The 15,808-nt window shown below is 66.7% G+C and carries 11 protein-coding genes and 1 pseudogene; 7 read left to right on the forward strand and 5 right to left on the reverse strand.

All coding sequences use genetic code 11. The features are described 5' to 3' along the window. Positions 1–115 precede the first annotated feature (115 nt). Both C1Y63_RS12730 and C1Y63_RS12735 read left to right on the forward strand, forming a co-directional pair. A complete protein-coding gene (locus C1Y63_RS12730; RefSeq protein ID WP_158256144.1) occupies positions 116–271 on the forward strand; it encodes a hypothetical protein in 156 nt (51 codons plus the stop codon). Positions 272–1,047: 776 nt separating this feature from the next. Then, entirely contained in the window at positions 1,048–1,203 is a 156-nt protein-coding gene (locus tag C1Y63_RS12735; protein WP_158256145.1) for a hypothetical protein, read from the forward strand. Between the two features lie 209 nt (positions 1,204–1,412). Here the strand turns inward: C1Y63_RS12735 and C1Y63_RS09945 are convergent, their stop codons facing one another. Next, the gene (locus tag C1Y63_RS09945) at positions 1,413–1,712 is read right to left on the reverse strand and encodes a transposase (protein WP_106016308.1); all 300 of its coding nucleotides are present in this window, start codon (positions 1,710–1,712) and stop codon (positions 1,413–1,415) included. Positions 1,713–2,040: 328 nt separating this feature from the next. Between C1Y63_RS09945 and C1Y63_RS09950 the strand changes: the two genes are divergently transcribed. From C1Y63_RS09950 to C1Y63_RS09965, 4 genes and pseudogenes are all read left to right on the forward strand, one after another. After that, complete coding sequence (locus C1Y63_RS09950; protein WP_106016341.1) at positions 2,041–3,462, forward strand: aminobutyraldehyde dehydrogenase; 1,422 nt, start codon at positions 2,041–2,043, stop codon at positions 3,460–3,462. 220 nt (positions 3,463–3,682) lie between these two features. Continuing rightward, positions 3,683–5,058, forward strand: a pseudogene (locus C1Y63_RS09955) (flavin monoamine oxidase family protein). 4 nt (positions 5,059–5,062) lie between these two features. After that, positions 5,063–5,950, forward strand: coding sequence for a universal stress protein (locus C1Y63_RS09960; protein WP_106016309.1), 888 nt, complete (start codon positions 5,063–5,065; stop codon positions 5,948–5,950). Next, on the forward strand, positions 5,947–7,509 hold the full coding sequence (locus C1Y63_RS09965) for an APC family permease (protein ID WP_106016310.1): 1,563 nt from the start codon (positions 5,947–5,949) through the stop codon (positions 7,507–7,509). Before C1Y63_RS09960 ends, C1Y63_RS09965 begins: the two co-directional genes overlap by 4 nt. 705 nt (positions 7,510–8,214) lie before the next feature. On the opposite strand, the gene C1Y63_RS09970 is transcribed toward C1Y63_RS09965, so the two are convergent. The 3 genes from C1Y63_RS09970 to gabT form a co-directional block, all read right to left on the reverse strand. Next, on the reverse strand, positions 8,215–9,498 hold the full coding sequence (locus C1Y63_RS09970; RefSeq protein ID WP_106016311.1) for an amino acid permease: 1,284 nt from the start codon (positions 9,496–9,498) through the stop codon (positions 8,215–8,217). 315 nt (positions 9,499–9,813) lie between these two features. After that, positions 9,814–11,202, reverse strand: a complete 1,389-nt coding sequence (locus C1Y63_RS09975) for an NAD-dependent succinate-semialdehyde dehydrogenase (protein ID WP_106016312.1) — start codon at positions 11,200–11,202, stop codon at positions 9,814–9,816. Positions 11,203–11,478: 276 nt separating this feature from the next. Further along, complete coding sequence (gene gabT / locus C1Y63_RS09980) at positions 11,479–12,807, reverse strand: 4-aminobutyrate--2-oxoglutarate transaminase (RefSeq protein ID WP_106016313.1); 1,329 nt, start codon at positions 12,805–12,807, stop codon at positions 11,479–11,481. A 176-nt stretch (positions 12,808–12,983) separates the two neighbouring features. Here gabT and C1Y63_RS09985 point away from each other — a divergent pair, with 176 nt between their 5' ends. Next, a complete protein-coding gene (locus tag C1Y63_RS09985; protein ID WP_146128930.1) occupies positions 12,984–14,654 on the forward strand; it encodes a PucR family transcriptional regulator in 1,671 nt (556 codons plus the stop codon). Between the two features lie 186 nt (positions 14,655–14,840). Here C1Y63_RS09985 and C1Y63_RS09990 read toward each other — a convergent pair whose 3' ends face one another. Further along, positions 14,841–15,539 (reverse strand): hypothetical protein, encoded by a 699-nt coding sequence (locus C1Y63_RS09990; RefSeq protein WP_106016315.1) that lies wholly within the window; start codon positions 15,537–15,539, stop codon positions 14,841–14,843. Positions 15,540–15,808 lie beyond the last annotated feature (269 nt).

Raw genomic sequence — 15,808 nt, forward strand, 5'->3', positions numbered from 1 at the left:
GTGTTGCCCACCGATCAGGAGCTGCTGGACATGATCGCGAACGAGATCAATATCCGTCCCCGGCGGTGTTTGGATTCATGGTCCCCGGTGGAGGTCTTTAATAAACTACTGTCCGATGAACAACTTGCTTAGGCGACTTGACACTGCCGTGTTCTTCTTCCTGGAACGTTTCGCTGTGCTGGGGCTTGGGGGAGCTCTGGCGCAGTCCCCCTTGAGTGCCTGCGCGTCTGTCTGCGGCGTCCACTACATCGAGCCTGATGACAACGGTTGAACCCCACGTGCCCATTCGGTGGCGTCAGCTCATCCGTGATTGGATGCCGATAGTGGTGCTGCTCCCGCCCGCACTCGGCCCACGTATCGCGTATTCGTCCTCCAGCCTCGCGTGCCTGGCCATTGGTGCCGTGCGGATGCTGGGACATCGATGCATCGTTGGCCAATGTCTGGAACCTACCCTCGCCTGCGACGTTGAGCGCCCTTGTCGCGTTTCCGACGTGCGCGTGTCCATCAGTGCGGTGGAAAGTCTCCACGATCCACACTGTGGCCTTGTGGTCGTAAAAATCAGCTCCGTGGGTCTGGGGAGCCGTGCTCGCGGCGGCACCCGTGGGGGCAACGGTCAGGGTTGTCACGCGTGGAGTCATTCGAGGCACCTTATCCGTTGCTGGAGGAACTTTTCGATTGTGCTCGACGGTACATGGGTTTTCCTGCCCTGTCTACGCTTTTTGCAAACTTTTTTGTTCGTGCAGGTCAATGTCGGCAGCACATGCGCAGCTGTGCTGGGCGTGGCTTCTTCGCGCTGAGGGGAAAGTCGGAAAACCAGCACGGCAGCGTGCGCACTGCGTGGCATGGCAAAGGCTGGGGGATGCCCCAATGGGCGATACCCTTGATGGCCCCCCGGCTGTGGGTAGGGTGGCAGGTACCCTGCGCGATGCAGGGGTGATTCTCAGAAATTTCTCAGCGGGAAGCGTTGATCGGGGTCGGCACCAGTGTGGCCCTTATTGGCGAGGCATCTCTGCATTGGTGCACCCCTCCTCAAGAAAGGTCGAAGACATGGGCATTGTGGAAATCCTCATCGTGCTGCTCAGCATCGCGGTCCCGGTTGTGACTGTGGCGCTGGTGATTTGGGCGCTGATGACGCTGGCTCGGATGAAAAAGGACGTCGATCAGCTACGGCAGGACGTCGACCGGCTGCAGTCCACGCCCTGATTTCACAGGCTGCACGGCGCTGAGGGGTGGGGTATCTCAGCACCGTGCGGCGGCAGGGGAGGTTCCAGGGGGAGCTTGGGCGCGTGGGCGCTGTCCGGGCGCTCGTGTCGTGGTTCGCGTGCCTGCGGGGAAGGGTCCTGGGGGGTGGGGGGTTCGCTTGGCGGCAGGGTGCACAGTCACTTCCCGGTGCGTGGGGGAGGGGTGGGCGGTTATGTGCCTGGGTGGTTTGCGAAGAAGGCTGCGGCTTTTTCCAAGAACTCCGCCTCTTTCTTCATCCGGAGGTTCTCGGCGCGCAGCCGGCGGTTTTCTGCCTCGAGGGCGGCCACGTCCCGGGTGCTGGGGCTGGTGTTTTTGCGGCGGGTGCGTTCTTTGGACACCCAGGCGCGGACGGTGTTGATGGACACGCCGGCTGTAGTGGCGGCGTCGCCGTAGGTCATGCCGGCATCAATGACCTTGGAGGCGACGTCCCGGCGTGGGTCGTCGGTGAAGCGGGGGTGTGAGGTGCTCATGTCGATATTCTTGGCCGCTCGTAGCCGGGGATCGTGTGTTTGTGCCGTGAAGGGCGTGGTAGGCGGGTACTGACTGCGCCCGGATGGGGTGGTGTGAGTCGCCAAAGGGATACCGCTCTTCGGGTGAGTAGTGCAGGGTTGCCTTAAGTGCTGCTGATGGCCGTGGACTGTCGCCGGGTGGGCGAAACGGATGCGCCCTTTTCACCCACTTGGCACTGGGGTGGGGTTATCCTGCTGGCAATGATTGTGCCAAGAACGTTGTGTTTGACGTCTCACCGCGATTTTTCTCGTGGTGCCCATCACGACCTTGGAGAAAGGGTGGTTCCCCGTGAACACCTTGAAGAACATCATCGGTGGCGAGTTTGTCGCCGCCCACGGCACCTCGACCTTGGACCTGGTCAGCCCCGTTGACGAGCAGGTGGTTGGCATCTCACCGATCTCTGACGCGACGGACGTGGATGCCGCCGTCACCGCCGCCGCCGAAGCCTTCCGCACGTGGCGACGCACGACCCCTGCTGCCCGCCAGGCAGCACTGTTGGCGATCGCGGACCTCGTGGAGGAGCATGCCCAGGAGATCGCAGAAATCCAGTGCCGGGAGACCGGCCAGCTGGTGGAGATGGTGAAGACGGAGGAGTGCCTCGTCGGTGCCGACCAGATCCGCTTCTTCGCCGGCGCGGCCCGCACGCTGCAGGGGCTGTCGCAGGGGGAGTACATGGAGGGCCACACCTCCTCCATCCGGCGGGAGCCCCTGGGTGTTATCGCCCAGGTGTCCCCGTGGAACTACCCCTTCATGATGGCAGTGTGGAAGCTCGCCCCGGCGCTCGCCGCGGGCAACACCGTCGTCATCAAGCCGTCGGATACGACGCCGTCGTCGACGCTGAAGTTCGTCGAACTCATGCAGCAGGTCCTGCCCGCAGGCGTCGTCAACGTGGTGCTCGGGGATGCCACGACGGGGGCAACGTTGGTGGCCCACCCGCAGGTGCGGATGGCAGCCATCACGGGTTCTGTGCCGGCGGGCCGCGCGGTGGGCCGCAGCGCCGGCGAGAACTTGAAGCGCTCCCACCTGGAGCTCGGCGGCAAAGCCCCGGTCATTGTCGCCGCCGACGCGGATCTTCCTGCCGCTGCCGAAGGCATTGCCGCCGCAGGATTCTTCAACGCCGGCCAGGACTGCACGGCCGCCACCCGCATCCTCGTTGACCGCGCCGTGGAGGAGGAGTTCACCTCGCTCCTCGTCGCTGAGGCCGCGAAGCTGCGGTGCGGGGCGCCGGATGATCCGGACGCGTTCTACGGGGCGCTGAACAATCGCCGCCACTTCGACAAGGTCATGGGCGTGCTGGCGGAGCTGCCGGCGCACGCCCGCATCCTCACCGGTGGGACCCGGGTCGGCGACACCGGCTTCTACCTGGCGCCGACCATCATCGCGGGACTCACGCAGCAGGACAAGGCCATCCAGGAAGAAACCTTCGGCCCGGTGCTCACGATCCAGAGCTTCGACACCCTCGATGAGGCCCTGGAGTTGGCCAACGACGTCTCGTATGGGCTGGCGTCCTCGGTGTGGACGACGAACGTGCACACCAGTGACCGGGCCGCCCGCGAGTTGGAGTTCGGCTGCGTGTGGATCAACTGCCACATCCCGCTCGTCGCGGAGATGCCGCACGGCGGGTTCAAGGATTCCGGCTACGGCAAGGACCTCTCCCTCTACGGGATGGAGGAGTACACCCGCATCAAGCACGTCATGAGCGCCCACTAACCCGACCCCCCGACGTGGCGTTGGGCCCACAGGCACAGGTGGGCCAGCACATAGTGCCCCTGCGCAGGGCGCATCCCCGCCGACTCGCGCGGCAGGTGCGTCCCCGCAGCCCGTGGCTTCGTTCCCTTTTCCCTTTTCTTCTTCGTGTGTTGTTCCAGCCAGTCCCCGCCGCGCGTGGCGGAACTGGCGCAGCTGACCCCATTTTTCAAGGAGTTTTCTCATGTTGACCAGCGATGTTGTCATTATCGGTGCCGGCCCGGCGGGGTTGAGCGCGCCTACCGCCTGCAGCAGGCCGGGCACACCGTCACCGTTGTCGAGGCCCGCGACCGCGTGGGCGGGCGCACCCGCTCCGACGTCATGAATGGTGCCTGGTACGAGATCGGCGGCCAGTGGGTGTCCCCCGACCAGACGGCTCTGATCGCCCTGCTCGAGGAGCTCGGCCTGGAGACCTACCAGCGCTACCGCGAGGGGGACTCCATCTACCTCGGCCCGGACGGCCAGGTGCGCCGCTACACCGGGGAGATTTTCCCCTGCGCCGAGGACACCCAGGAGGAGATCAAGCGACTCATCGCCCTCATGGATGAGCTCGTCGCCACCATCGATCCGGCCGCGCCGTGGGAGCACCCCCGCGCCGCCGAGTGGGACTCCATCTCCTTCGAAGCGTGGCTGGCAACCCAGTCCGAGGACGAGGAGGCCAGGAAGAACATTGGCCTGTTCATCGCGGGCGGCATGCTCACCAAGCCGGCGCACGCGTTCTCCGCGCTGCAGGCGATGCACATGGCCGCCTCTGCCGGGTCGTTCACGAACCTGGTGGACGAGGACTTCATCCTCGACGCCCGCGTCATCGGCGGCATGCAGAAGGTGTCGCTGACCCTGGCGGACAAGATCGGGGAGGACTCCATCATCCTCGGCACCCCGGTGCGTCAGATCGCCTGGGACGACGAGGGCGTGACCGTCTACGCCGGCGCCCGCGCCGGCGAGGTGGAGACCACCGTGCGGGCTCGCTACGCGATCCTGGCGATCCCGCCGAACCTGTACAACACGATCTCCTACGTGCCGGAGCTGCCGCGCACCCAGCAGATCATGCACCAGCACCAGTCGATGGGCCTGGTGATCAAGGTGCACGCCACCTACGAGACCCCCTTCTGGCGGGAGGAGGGGCTGAGCGGCACCTGTTTCAGCTCCTCGAACCTGGTGCAGGAAATCTACGACAACACCAACTACGGCGACACCCGCGGCACCCTCGTCGGTTTCGTCACCGACGTCGACGCGGAGGCCATGTTCGCCCTCCCGGAGGAGGAGCGCAAGCAGACGATCCTCGCGGCGATGGCCACCATGCTGGGGGAGAAGACCATGCACCCGGAGTCGTTCTACCTGTCCGACTGGGGTGCGGAGGAGTGGACCCGCGGCGCGTACGCCACCTCCTACGATCTCGGGGGCTTGAGCCGCTGGGGCAAGTACAACGAGCAGCCCGTCGGCCCCCTCCACTTCGCCTGCTCCGACATCGCCGGCGAGGGCTTCCAGCACGTCGACGGTGCGGTGCGGATGGGCCAGAAGGTCGCCGCCACCCTGACGCAGTTGCTGGCGGGGAAGTAGCGTCATGCGCTGCCTCATCGGATACGAGGCGACACCCCAAGGCCTCGATGCTCTCGGCGTCGGTATCGACCTGGCGCGCGCGACGGGCGCGGAACTCGACATCGTCGTGGTGCTGCGCCGCCACAACGCCTTCAGCCACGAATACCCGCCCAGTGGCCGCATCGACGACATCCTCGTCAGCCAGGCCTTCGGCTGGCTGCGGGAAGCGATGGCGATCGTGCCCGACGACGTCGACGCCCGTGGTGTCGTGCTCTCCGACACGAATACTGCCGAAGGGCTCATCCGCGCCGCCGACAGCCGGGGTGGGGACATCATCGTCGTCGGCGGGGCATCCGCCAGCCCCCTGAAACGCCACACCCTCGGCAGCGTGGCCACCGACCTGCTGCTGGCAGCCCCGGTGCCCGTCGCCCTGGCGCCCCGCGGCTACCGGCGGGGCCCGCTGCACCGCATCAATGCTGCCGTCGGTACCCGCCCCGGCACGGTACCCCTGGTGCGCGCCAGCCTCGCGGTCGCCGCCCAGGCCGGCCTGCCGCTGCGGCTGGTGGCCCTGCCGGGCCACGCCCACGGGCGCGCGACTGCGGCCGCAGCCCTCGAACACGCCGAGGGGGCGCTCGCAGAAGCCCAGTCGCAAGTGCCGGAGGCCAGCACCAATACCACGGTGGACGTCGCCCCCACCGACGACATCAACGCTGCCGTGGAGGCCATCACCGTCGCCGACGGCGACGTCTTCTTCGTCGGGTCCTCCCGCGTCGAACACTCCCGGCACCTGTTCTCCCGGGCCATCGCGATGCGGCTGCTGAAAAACCTCGACTGCCCCATCGTCGTCGTACCCACCGAGTACGCCGGCCTGCGGCACATCGACCCTGGAGGCTCCCCGGAGGTGACCCCATGAGCACACCCACCCTCATCCCGCAGCCCACCGCAGCGAAACCCAAAGGCCTGGCCGCCGGGAAAGTGGGCTTCCTCTCCGCCGCGATCATCGGCATGAGCTGCATCGCGCCGGCCTACACCCTGTCCGGGGCGCTTGGCCCCACCGCCAGTGAGGTCGGCAACCACCTGCCCGCCATCTTCCTCGTCGGCTTCATCCCCATGCTGCTCGTCGCGATCGGCTACCGGCAGCTCAACGAGGCGATGCCGGACTCCGGCACCACCTTCACCTGGGCAACCCGCGCCTTCGGGCCGGCGATTGGGTGGCTCGGTGGTTGGGGCTTGCTGGCCGCCACGATCCTCGTGCTGTCCAACCTGGCGGGCATCGCCGTGGACTTCTTCTACCTGCTGCTCAGCCAGATTTTCCGCGACCCATCACTCGCCTCCTGGAGCGCGAATATCCCCGTGAACATCGCCACCTGCTTCGTGTTCATGGTGATCGCCTGCGCGGTGAGCTACCGCGGCATGGACACCACGAAAACCGTCCAGTACATCCTCGTTGGACTGCAGCTGTGTGTGCTGCTGCTGTTCTCCGGGATGGCGCTGTGGAAAGCCCACCAGGGCACCGCCTTCGACACCACCCCTTTCTCCTGGGAATGGTTCAACCCCTTCGGCGTCGACAGCTTCTCCTCCTTCGCCGCCGGCATCGCCCTGTCGGTGTTCATCTACTGGGGTTGGGACGTGGTGCTCACCATGTCGGAGGAAACCGAAGGCTCCTCCACCACCCCCGGCAAAGCCGCCACCGCCACCATCCTCGTCATTGTGGTGCTGTACCAAATCATCGCCATCGCCCTGCTGCGCTATTCAGGCACCTCCGACGGCGAGTACGGGCTCGGCAACCCCGCCATCCAAGAAAACATCTTCGCCGAACTCGCCGGCCCCATCATGGGACCCGCAGCGATCCTTATGTCGATCGCAGTCCTCGGCTCCTCGGCAGCGTCCCTCCAATCCACCTTCATCGGGCCCGCCCGCACGATGCTCGCCATGGGCTTCTACGGGGCACTGCCGAAAAGGTTCGGCACCGTCAGCCCGAAATTCCAATCACCCGGCTTTGCCACCATCGTCGCCGGCATTGTCGCCTTCGGCTTCTACGCCATCATGCGCGTCATCAGCGAAGCCGTCCTCTGGGACACCATCACCGCCCTCGGGATGATGGTCTGCTTCTACTATGGCATGACCGCTTTTGCCTGCGTGTGGTACTTCCGGCACCACTGGTTCGACTCCTTCGGCAGCTTCCTCACGAAGCTCGCCTGCCCACTGGTCGGCGGCGGCCTGCTCATGGTGTTCTTCGTGCAGACTTCCATCGACGCCATGGACCCGGCCTACGGGTCCGGTTCGGAACTCTTCGGCCTCGGACTGGTCTTTGTCCTCGGAGTGGTCATCTTGTTGCTCGGGGTCATCACGATGGCGCTCACCTGGTGGCGCAGCCCCGCCTTCTTCCACGGCACGACGCTGAGCCGCGGGCTGCCCACCGACCAGGACTTCGTCACCATCGACGACGCATTCGGCCTCCCGCCCGCATAGCGCCGACGCGCACACCCGGCAGACGACACCCGCGCGCACCCGCCCTCCCAGGCACGCGTGCGCGCCGGGCAGACTGGGCCTGCACCCGCTGTACTTCAAGCGGTGCAGGCCCAGTGTCGTGTGCGGGGTCGGATCGGGTGGGTCGTCGAGGTACCCAGGAGTACGCAGAGAGAACGTACGCACTCGGTCAGCGCGCGTGCGCGTCGGCATTACAGGTCCCTGAACCGACCCCACCCGCACAATATCGGCGATACGCGGTGCCGCATCGGATGAGGCTCAAGGGGCCTGCGCCCCACGCCTCAGGGGACAGGCGCGCCAGGTGGCCTGTGTGCGTGCGCTCCCACGCCCCTGGAACCGGGCGCGACCACTGCTTGATCCGGAGGGGCCTGGTGCTGGGGCAGCTCCTCGATACCCCTACCAACTCCCCGGAATCAGCGCTACCAACTAGACGGAACACCCCTACCAACTACACGGAACACCCCTACCAACGACCCCGATTTCGCGCACCGCCATGGAGCTGCGCCGCACACGTCTGCGGGCAGGAGCCCAGACAGCCCCGTGCCCAATCCCGGGGGCGGACACCGCGGGTTGGCGTGAAAAATCCCCGGCCTGCGCGGGTGGCAGGGCCGGGGCTGACGAAGGTGCGCGAGGGCGCGGGAGTGGGAGTGGCGCGTGGATCCGACTCCACGCGGGGCGGGGGCGTGCCTACGCCCAGGCGGCGGGCACGAGCCCGAACAGCAGCGCCACGCTGAACAGGAACGCCGCCGTGTAGACCACGATGATCGTGGCCTGAATCAACGGGTGGGCAGGCCATGTGACCTGCCAGGCGGTGGGGCACTCGTCGGTGCGGCGCGCCGCGCGGAGCAACAGCACCGGAATGATCGACATGATCGCGCCCGCGAACCCGCCAGCGTAGCCGAGGGCATCAACGAAACCACCCCAGCCGGCCAAGGAAATAGCCAGCGGCGGGAGGACGGTGAGCAGCACCGCGAGGATGCGCTGGGTGCCGTATTCGGGCCAGTGCGCCATGTCGATGATGTTGCGCATCGTCGTGAACCCGATCGCGAGGAAGCTCGTCAGCATCGCCAACAGGGCGAAGATGTTCGCCAGATAGTAGGCGACGGTGCCGAGGTTCTCACCCCACGCGATGGTGACGACCTCCGTGACGTTGTCGCCCAGCAGCCCCAGGGCGGCGAAAGGTACGAGCGCGAGCGTGAAGCCGGTGATGCACATCCCGCCGATGATGACCTGGGGGATGGCCTTCGGGTTGTCGTCTTTGAGCCCGCGGGCGAGCTCCGGGACAACGTACTGCGCGAGGAACGTGAACACCGCCAGGTTCATGATCGGAACGATGAAGTAGGGACGCAGGATGAGCAGGTTGTCCATGTCGATGCCGGGGCCGACGAACGTCCACCCGCAGAGCACCACAATGATGAGCGCCATGCCGACAGTAATCGCGCCTTCCATGACGCCGGTGGCGTGCAGGCCCCGCCACATGACGAAGGCCCCGAGGGCGAAGAACACCAGGGAACCGGCGATGGGCGGCACCCCCAGCAGGTTGTGGGCCAGTCGGCCCGAGCCCGCGGCATAGGCGATGAGCGCGCCGACGCCGTTGATAATGACGGCGATGAACACCAGCCAGCGGCCCAGCTGGCCGAGGTATTTCTCCGCCAAGCCGGACAGCTGCAGCGGCTTCGACGTCCGCAGGGACACCTCCGCGACGTACAGCATGGAGATCGTCGTCAAGGTGCCCGCGATCACCAGGGCGATGAGCAGGGCGAGGAAGCCGCCATTCTTGCCGGCATAGGGCAGGGAGAGGATGCCGGCGCCGATATTCGTGCCGAAGATGAGGGCCACTCCCTGGATGGGGGTGATGCGGTGCTCGTGCGCCTCCTCAGGCGCGTGGGCCAGCGCTTGCGCGAGGGGGTTGTGGTGCGGGTGCTCGGTGCCGTGGGGGAGCGTGTGCTCCGAGTGACTCGTGGTCTGCATCAGGGGTAGACATCCTTTGGAGAAGAGGAATCCCGCAGAAACTGCGGGAACGACAAAAAGAAAAAGCTGCGGCCGTGAGGTGCCGGCGGGTTGCCGGGCGCGGCCGGGGTGAATGCAGGGTGAGTACGCGCGGGCCGGGGCGAACAAGGGCGAAAAAACACCGCGCCGGTGACTGTCACAGCATCGAAGAAACTCCACGATGCCGTGTCTTCACGTGCCACCGGGCGGTGGTGCCGGGCGACGGACCCTATCTCCCTGTAGGGCTGGGCGGGGTGGGCCGTCGACCGTGGTGAGAATGCTGGGGCGACGGTGCGCTTAGGGCAGCGCCACGTACTTGACGTCCAGGTATTCCTCGATGCCCTCGGTGCCGCCCTCCCGGCCGAAACCGGACTGCTTGATGCCGCCGAAGGGGGCCGCCGGATCGGAAATCACACCCCGGTTAATGCCCACCATGCCGGCCTGGAGTTCCCGGGCCAGTTTCTGTGCGGTGTGGGTGTTTTCGGTGAAGGCGTAGGCCGCGAGACCAAACTCGGTGTCGTTGGCCTTGGTAATGCCTTCCTCCAGGGTGCTGAAGGTGCTCACCGTGGCGACGGGTCCGAAGATTTCCTCCCGTAGGATGCGGGCATCCGCGGGGATGTCGACGAGGACGGTGGCGGGGTAGAAGTAGCCGGGCCCTGCGGGCAGGGTGCCGCCGGTGGTGGCGCGCGCCCCGCGGGACAGGGCGTCGTCGACGAGGTCGGCGATGCGGTCGCGCTGCGCGGCGGTGATGATGGGCCCCAGGGTGGTGCCCTTGTCGAGGCCGTTGCCCATGACCTGGGCGGCCATGGCCGCGGTGAGCCGTGAGGTGAATTCCTCGGCGAGGGAGTCGTGGACGAGGAAACGGTTGGCAGAAATGCAGGCCTCGCCGCCGTTGCGCATCTTGGCCTGCATGGCGCAGCCCAGCACCAGGTCAATGTCGGCGTCCTCGTGGACGAGGAAGGGCGCATTGCCGCCCAGCTCCATGGAGGTGCGCTGCAGGTGCTGGGCGGACTGGCCCACCAGCACCTTGCCCACCGCGGTGGAGCCGGTGAAGGTCACCTTCCGCAGGCGGGGGTCCGCCATGAGTTCGGCGGAGAGTTCCTTGGCGTGGGTGGTGGTGATGATCTGCACGAGGTGGGGGTTGATCTCGTGGCGGGCCAGCACCTCTGCGATCACCTCCCCGAGGAGCAGCATCGTCAGCGGGGTTTCCGCCGCCGGCTTGACGATGATGGGGCAGCCCGCGGCGAGCGCGGGGGCGATCTTGCGGGTCGCCATCGCCAGGGGGAAGTTCCACGGGGTAATCGCCAGCACGGGGCCAACGGGGGCGTGGGTGACGAGGATCGTGCCGTTGCCCGCAGGGGCGGCGGCCAGCCGCCCCTGGATACGGACGGCTTCTTCGGCGAACCAGCGGAAGTACTCGTTGCCGTAGGCGACTTCGCCGAGGGCTTCCGCGAGCGGCTTGCCCATTTCCTTGGTCATGAGTTCGGCGAACTCTTCGCGGCGGGCCGCGACGGCGTCGAAGATCTCGAGCAGCACAGTGCTGCGGAGGCGGGGTGCTGCGTCCTTCCATTCCTCGCCGGCGGTGACCGCCTGGTCGAGGGCCGCCATCCACTCGGCGCTGGTGGCGTCGTGGACTTCTGCGAGGGTTTCTTCCGTCGCCGGGTTGATCACGGTAAAAGTCTGCATGGGCGAAAACTCTTCTCGAAGTTGGGGAACCGAACAATAAGCCAGGGCACGTCACGCATCACCGCAGTCGGACAGGCCCTGCGCACAGAGGCTGCGAATCTCGTTGTGGGCCACGGGCGTGGTGTGTCACGTGAACGAAACAGTCATTCTACGTGTGCGCGGTCACTCATGTGGGCGTTTGGGCAGCAGTCTTGATCACTGTCTAGGTGTGGCCTGCTGCGGTGCACCTGGTGGGGTGGCCTGTGTAGGGTGGCCCTGGTGTGCCTGTTCGGGGTGCTAGGAGCGGGCGGCGATTTCCTCGGCGAGGATGCCGAGGCCTTCGCGCAGCAGCGCTTCGCTCATCACCAGCGAGGGCAGCAGGCGGATGACGTTGCCGTCCAGCCCGCAGGACAACAGCAGGATGCCCTGGGCCTTGCAGGCGGCGACGACGTCGGCGACGAGCTGGGTCCCGGGGGCACCGTCAGGGGTGGTGAACTCCACGGCGACCATCGCGCCCCGGCCGCGCACCTCGGCGACGGTGGGCAGTTCCAGCAGCGGCTCGAGGACCTCGCGGATGATGGCCTCCATCTCCCGGGCGCGGCCGGCCAGGTCGTGGGTTTCCATCTCGTCGATGGCTGCGAGCGCTGCCGCGCAGGCCACAGGGTTGCCGCCGTAGGTGCCGCCCAGGCCGCCGACCACGGGGGCGTCCATCATCTCCGCGCGGCCGGTCACGGCCGACAGGGGCATGCCGCCGGCGATGGCTTTCGCGGTGCACACCAGGTCCGGCACGACGTCTTCGTTAGTGCAGGCGAACCAGTCGCCGGTGCGGCAGAACCCGGCCTGGATTTCGTCGGCGACGAACACGACGTTGTTGTCCGTGCACCACTGCTGCAGGGCGGGCAGGAAGCCGGGGGCGGGCACGATGAAGCCGCCTTCGCCCTGGATGGGCTCGATGACGAGGCAGGCGAGGTTCTCCGCGCCGACTTCCTGCTCGATTTTTGTCAGCGCCCGGCGGGCGGCGGCGGCCCCGTCGAGGCCGTCGCGCAGCGGGTACGACATGGGCGCCCGGTACACGTCGGGGGCAAACGGCCCGAAGCCGGTCTTGTAGGGCTTGTTCTTCGCCGTCATGGCCATCGTCAGGTTGGTGCGCCCGTGGTAGCCGTAGTCGAAGACCACCACCGCATTCTTGCCGGTGTAGGCGCGGGCAATCTTCACGGCGTTTTCCACGGCCTCCGCGCCGGAGTTCAACAGCACCGACTTCTTGGCATGATCGCCGGGGGTGAGCTCGTTGAGCTTCTCGCACACCGCGACGTAGGACTCGTAGGGGGAGACCATGAAGCTGGTGTGGGTACAGCGCGCGGCAGCCTCGGCCACGGCAGCGGCGACCCGCGGGTTCGACCCGCCGACAGAGGTCACCGCGATGCCGGAGGCGAAGTCGATGAAGGAGTTGCCGTCGGCGTCGAGCAACACGCCACCGTCAGTGTCGACGACGAAGCCTGGCAGGCCCGGCTGCAGGGCGCGTGCCACAGCGTCCTCGCGGCGCTGCGACAGTGCGGAAGAGACAGGCCCCGGCAGGGCAGTAGTCAGGCGGCGTTCCTGGGGGATGCGGTAGTCGAAATCTTTCATGGCGGTTACAGCCTTTACGGTTGTCCTGGTGATGATTGGCGTGCGCGGCGAGGGTAAGAGCCTGCGGCTCCACGGGCGGGTGTGTGCTGTCCCTGCCGCGCAGTCACAGTGTGTTTCAGCGCACCACACCAGGCGAGTCCCCTCATGGGCGAATCGAGGGTGCTACTTTGTACGACATGGCGAACACACAGCGTGCGGGCACCACAGGGGCCACTCGGGAGAAAGCCGCGCGGGACTCCACGACAGCAACCCCGAAGGCGGCGTCGCAGGCAACGGCGCCTGCGCCAGCCACCACGCCACCGGCTGCTGCGCCGCCGGCTGCTGCGGCGGGGCAGGCGGTGACACTGCCGGTGGGGTGGCTGTACCGGGCAGGGCTCGGCATCCTCCCCGCCAACACCTGCGAGGCGGAGTTCAGCATTGTGCAAACCAGCGAACTCAAAGACCCCACCACGTTTATCCTCCCCGGGGCGATCGTGCTTACCCTGGGCCTGGCCTTCGCCGACCGGCCGGAGGATCTCGAAGGGCACGTCCACGCCCTCCACGAGGCGGGCGCGGTCGCCATCGGCTTCGGCACCGGCGTCGCCTTCGACACCATTCCCCCGGGTGTCCGCGCCGCGGCGGACGCCTGCGGCATGCCCCTGTTTGAGGTGCCCCGCGAGGTGGCGTTCATCAAGATCGCCCACGCCGCCCACACGGAACAAACCCGCCAGTCCCGCATCCACCAGCAGTGGGCGAGCGACACCCAAACCCGGCTGACACGGGCCGCCGTCACCGGCGACCTGGGCCAGGTGCTGCAGGACGCGGCCAGTAGCCTGCAGGCGGCAATCGTGATCGTGGACAACGATGGCCGCGTCCGCGGCCACGGCGGCACCGCCATCGCCCCGGAGGTACGGGAAGCCATCGTCGGCGACGCCGACACCCAGCGCAGCCGCGCCGGTTACCACGGCACGATGAGCTACCTGGTGCAGAAGATGACCCAGGAAGGCGACCGCTACCACCTGCTGCTGGCGCTGCGGGACCACGGCTTCGACACTTTTGAACGGGCCGTCATCACCCACTGCGTCGGCCTTGCAGACATTCTCCTCAAACGGCCCGCCTACCTGCGCAGCGCGCGCAATGAGCTGAACTCTTTGGCGGTGGCGCTGCTGCTGGGCATCACCACGGAAGGCGCCTCCATCGAGCACGCGATGCGCAACGTCGTCGACGCCCGGGGTCGGGTGCGGGCGGTCGTGGCGCGCGCCAACGAGGCCCGCTACCTGGAGACCGCCCACCGCGCGGTGGACCGCCGCCTGGCGCAAGCCACCCGCTCCCTGTTCTCTTTGCCACTGGCCGACGATTTGCGCCTCTACCTGTTCCGCGGCAACCGGCAGGTCGCCAGCATCGTGGACTTCTTCGGCCCGGAGGCGAAAAACATCGCCCTGGCAGTAGGCCCACCCACCGACTGGGACACCCTCACCGAGGATGACATCACGGCGCTGACGCGCCGCGCCCGCGCCACCGCGGTGGGTTCCTGCGCCAGCCCCTTCACCAGCGGCAACCACTGGCTGGCGGACCCGGCCGTGGTGACGGTGCTTGAGGGGCGCGCCGCCGAAACCTTCGGGGTCCTCGCCCGTGACGATGCCGCCTTCGGCACCGACTACACCCGCACCCTGGAAACCTACCTCCGGCTGGGCGGCCACCTGGGGCAGACGGCACAAGCCCTCGGCGCGCACCGCCACACCATCCGCACCCGCCTGCGCCGCATCGCGGAAGTCTGCGCCGTCGATCTCGACGACCCGGTCGTCCGCGCCGAGCTCCTCCTCGTCGCCGTGCACCGCACCACCGACACCGCATCCCACAGCGCCTAGGCTGTGCGCTCACGGCGACGCGGCACACGCACGCAGCACGCCCCAGCGGGGAGCAGCTGGGAAGCAGGCACCGGGGGTTGAAGTGTCACACGGTGTGTATGAAACCTGCGATTTACCCGCTCCGAGCAGCGGAAACGTGCGAAGTGTAATCTCCTTGCGCACGCCCATGTCCTGAGGCGCTGTGGGCTACGGCATGACCATGTTGATGGCCTCGAAGCGGGCCTCCATCTCGTAGCGGTAGTCCTCCGTCATCGGGCCGATGTGGTTCGCGATCACCTTCGACTGGGCATACTCCCAGCCGCTTCGGTCGGGTACTTCCGGCTCGCCGAAATAGTCGAAGGCGTATTCCATCAGATTCACGTAGGCGCGTCCCAGCGTCTCCAGCCAGATGTTGCCGTTGTAGAGCTTGACGTAGGCGCGCATCCAGTCGAAGTTGACCAGGCTGAACAGGTCGGTCTCGGGGGTACCGCCGGTGAGTTTGTAGCGTTCGGACTCGGCCAGTTCACGAGCCTCCCGCGCGTACTCGTGGAACCGGGCATTTGCGGGGTCTTTCTTGAACTTCTCATTCAGCGCATGGAGGCGGGCGCGTTCTTCGACGATGCCGAACGTCGACGCCGGCCGCTTCAGCCCTTCGTCCCACCAGCGCTGAGTTTCCTCGCCGCAGGGTTCGATGAGCACGCCCGTCAACTTGTGAAGGAAGTTCTGGACGTGGCCCAAGCCCTGGGGGTCAATGTTGGTGAACGCCGCCACGGACTCAACGAGGGTGGGGTGGGTGTCCTCCCCGACGTAGAGGCAGTCGAGCGCCTGCTTGAGCTCCCGGTGGTCGTAGAGGTAGTAGGTCACTCCGGTGTCCTGGTCGGAGATGTTGAAGTGATAGGTCGGCATGGTGGCCACTCCTTGCTTGTGATCGGTGACAGGGGACTGTCCGGCCCGTGCTGGGGTCGGTGGTTGTCACGCTAACGACGGGCGCCAGGAGCCATGCCGGCAATTCTTGAACATTTGTACGAATCCCCATGATAGTGGCGGTGTGTGGGGGTAAAGAGGTAATCCCCCCGATCGGTGCTGGTCTCACACGTGCAGCCCGCTGTGAGTAGATGGAGACCGCGCATGGCAAAGCACCCAGCTGTCCTCGCAACGGGAAGCGAATTCTCCTC

It is taken from the genome of Corynebacterium sp. 13CS0277, assembly GCF_002994655.1.
Lineage (GTDB): Bacteria > Actinomycetota > Actinomycetes > Mycobacteriales > Mycobacteriaceae > Corynebacterium.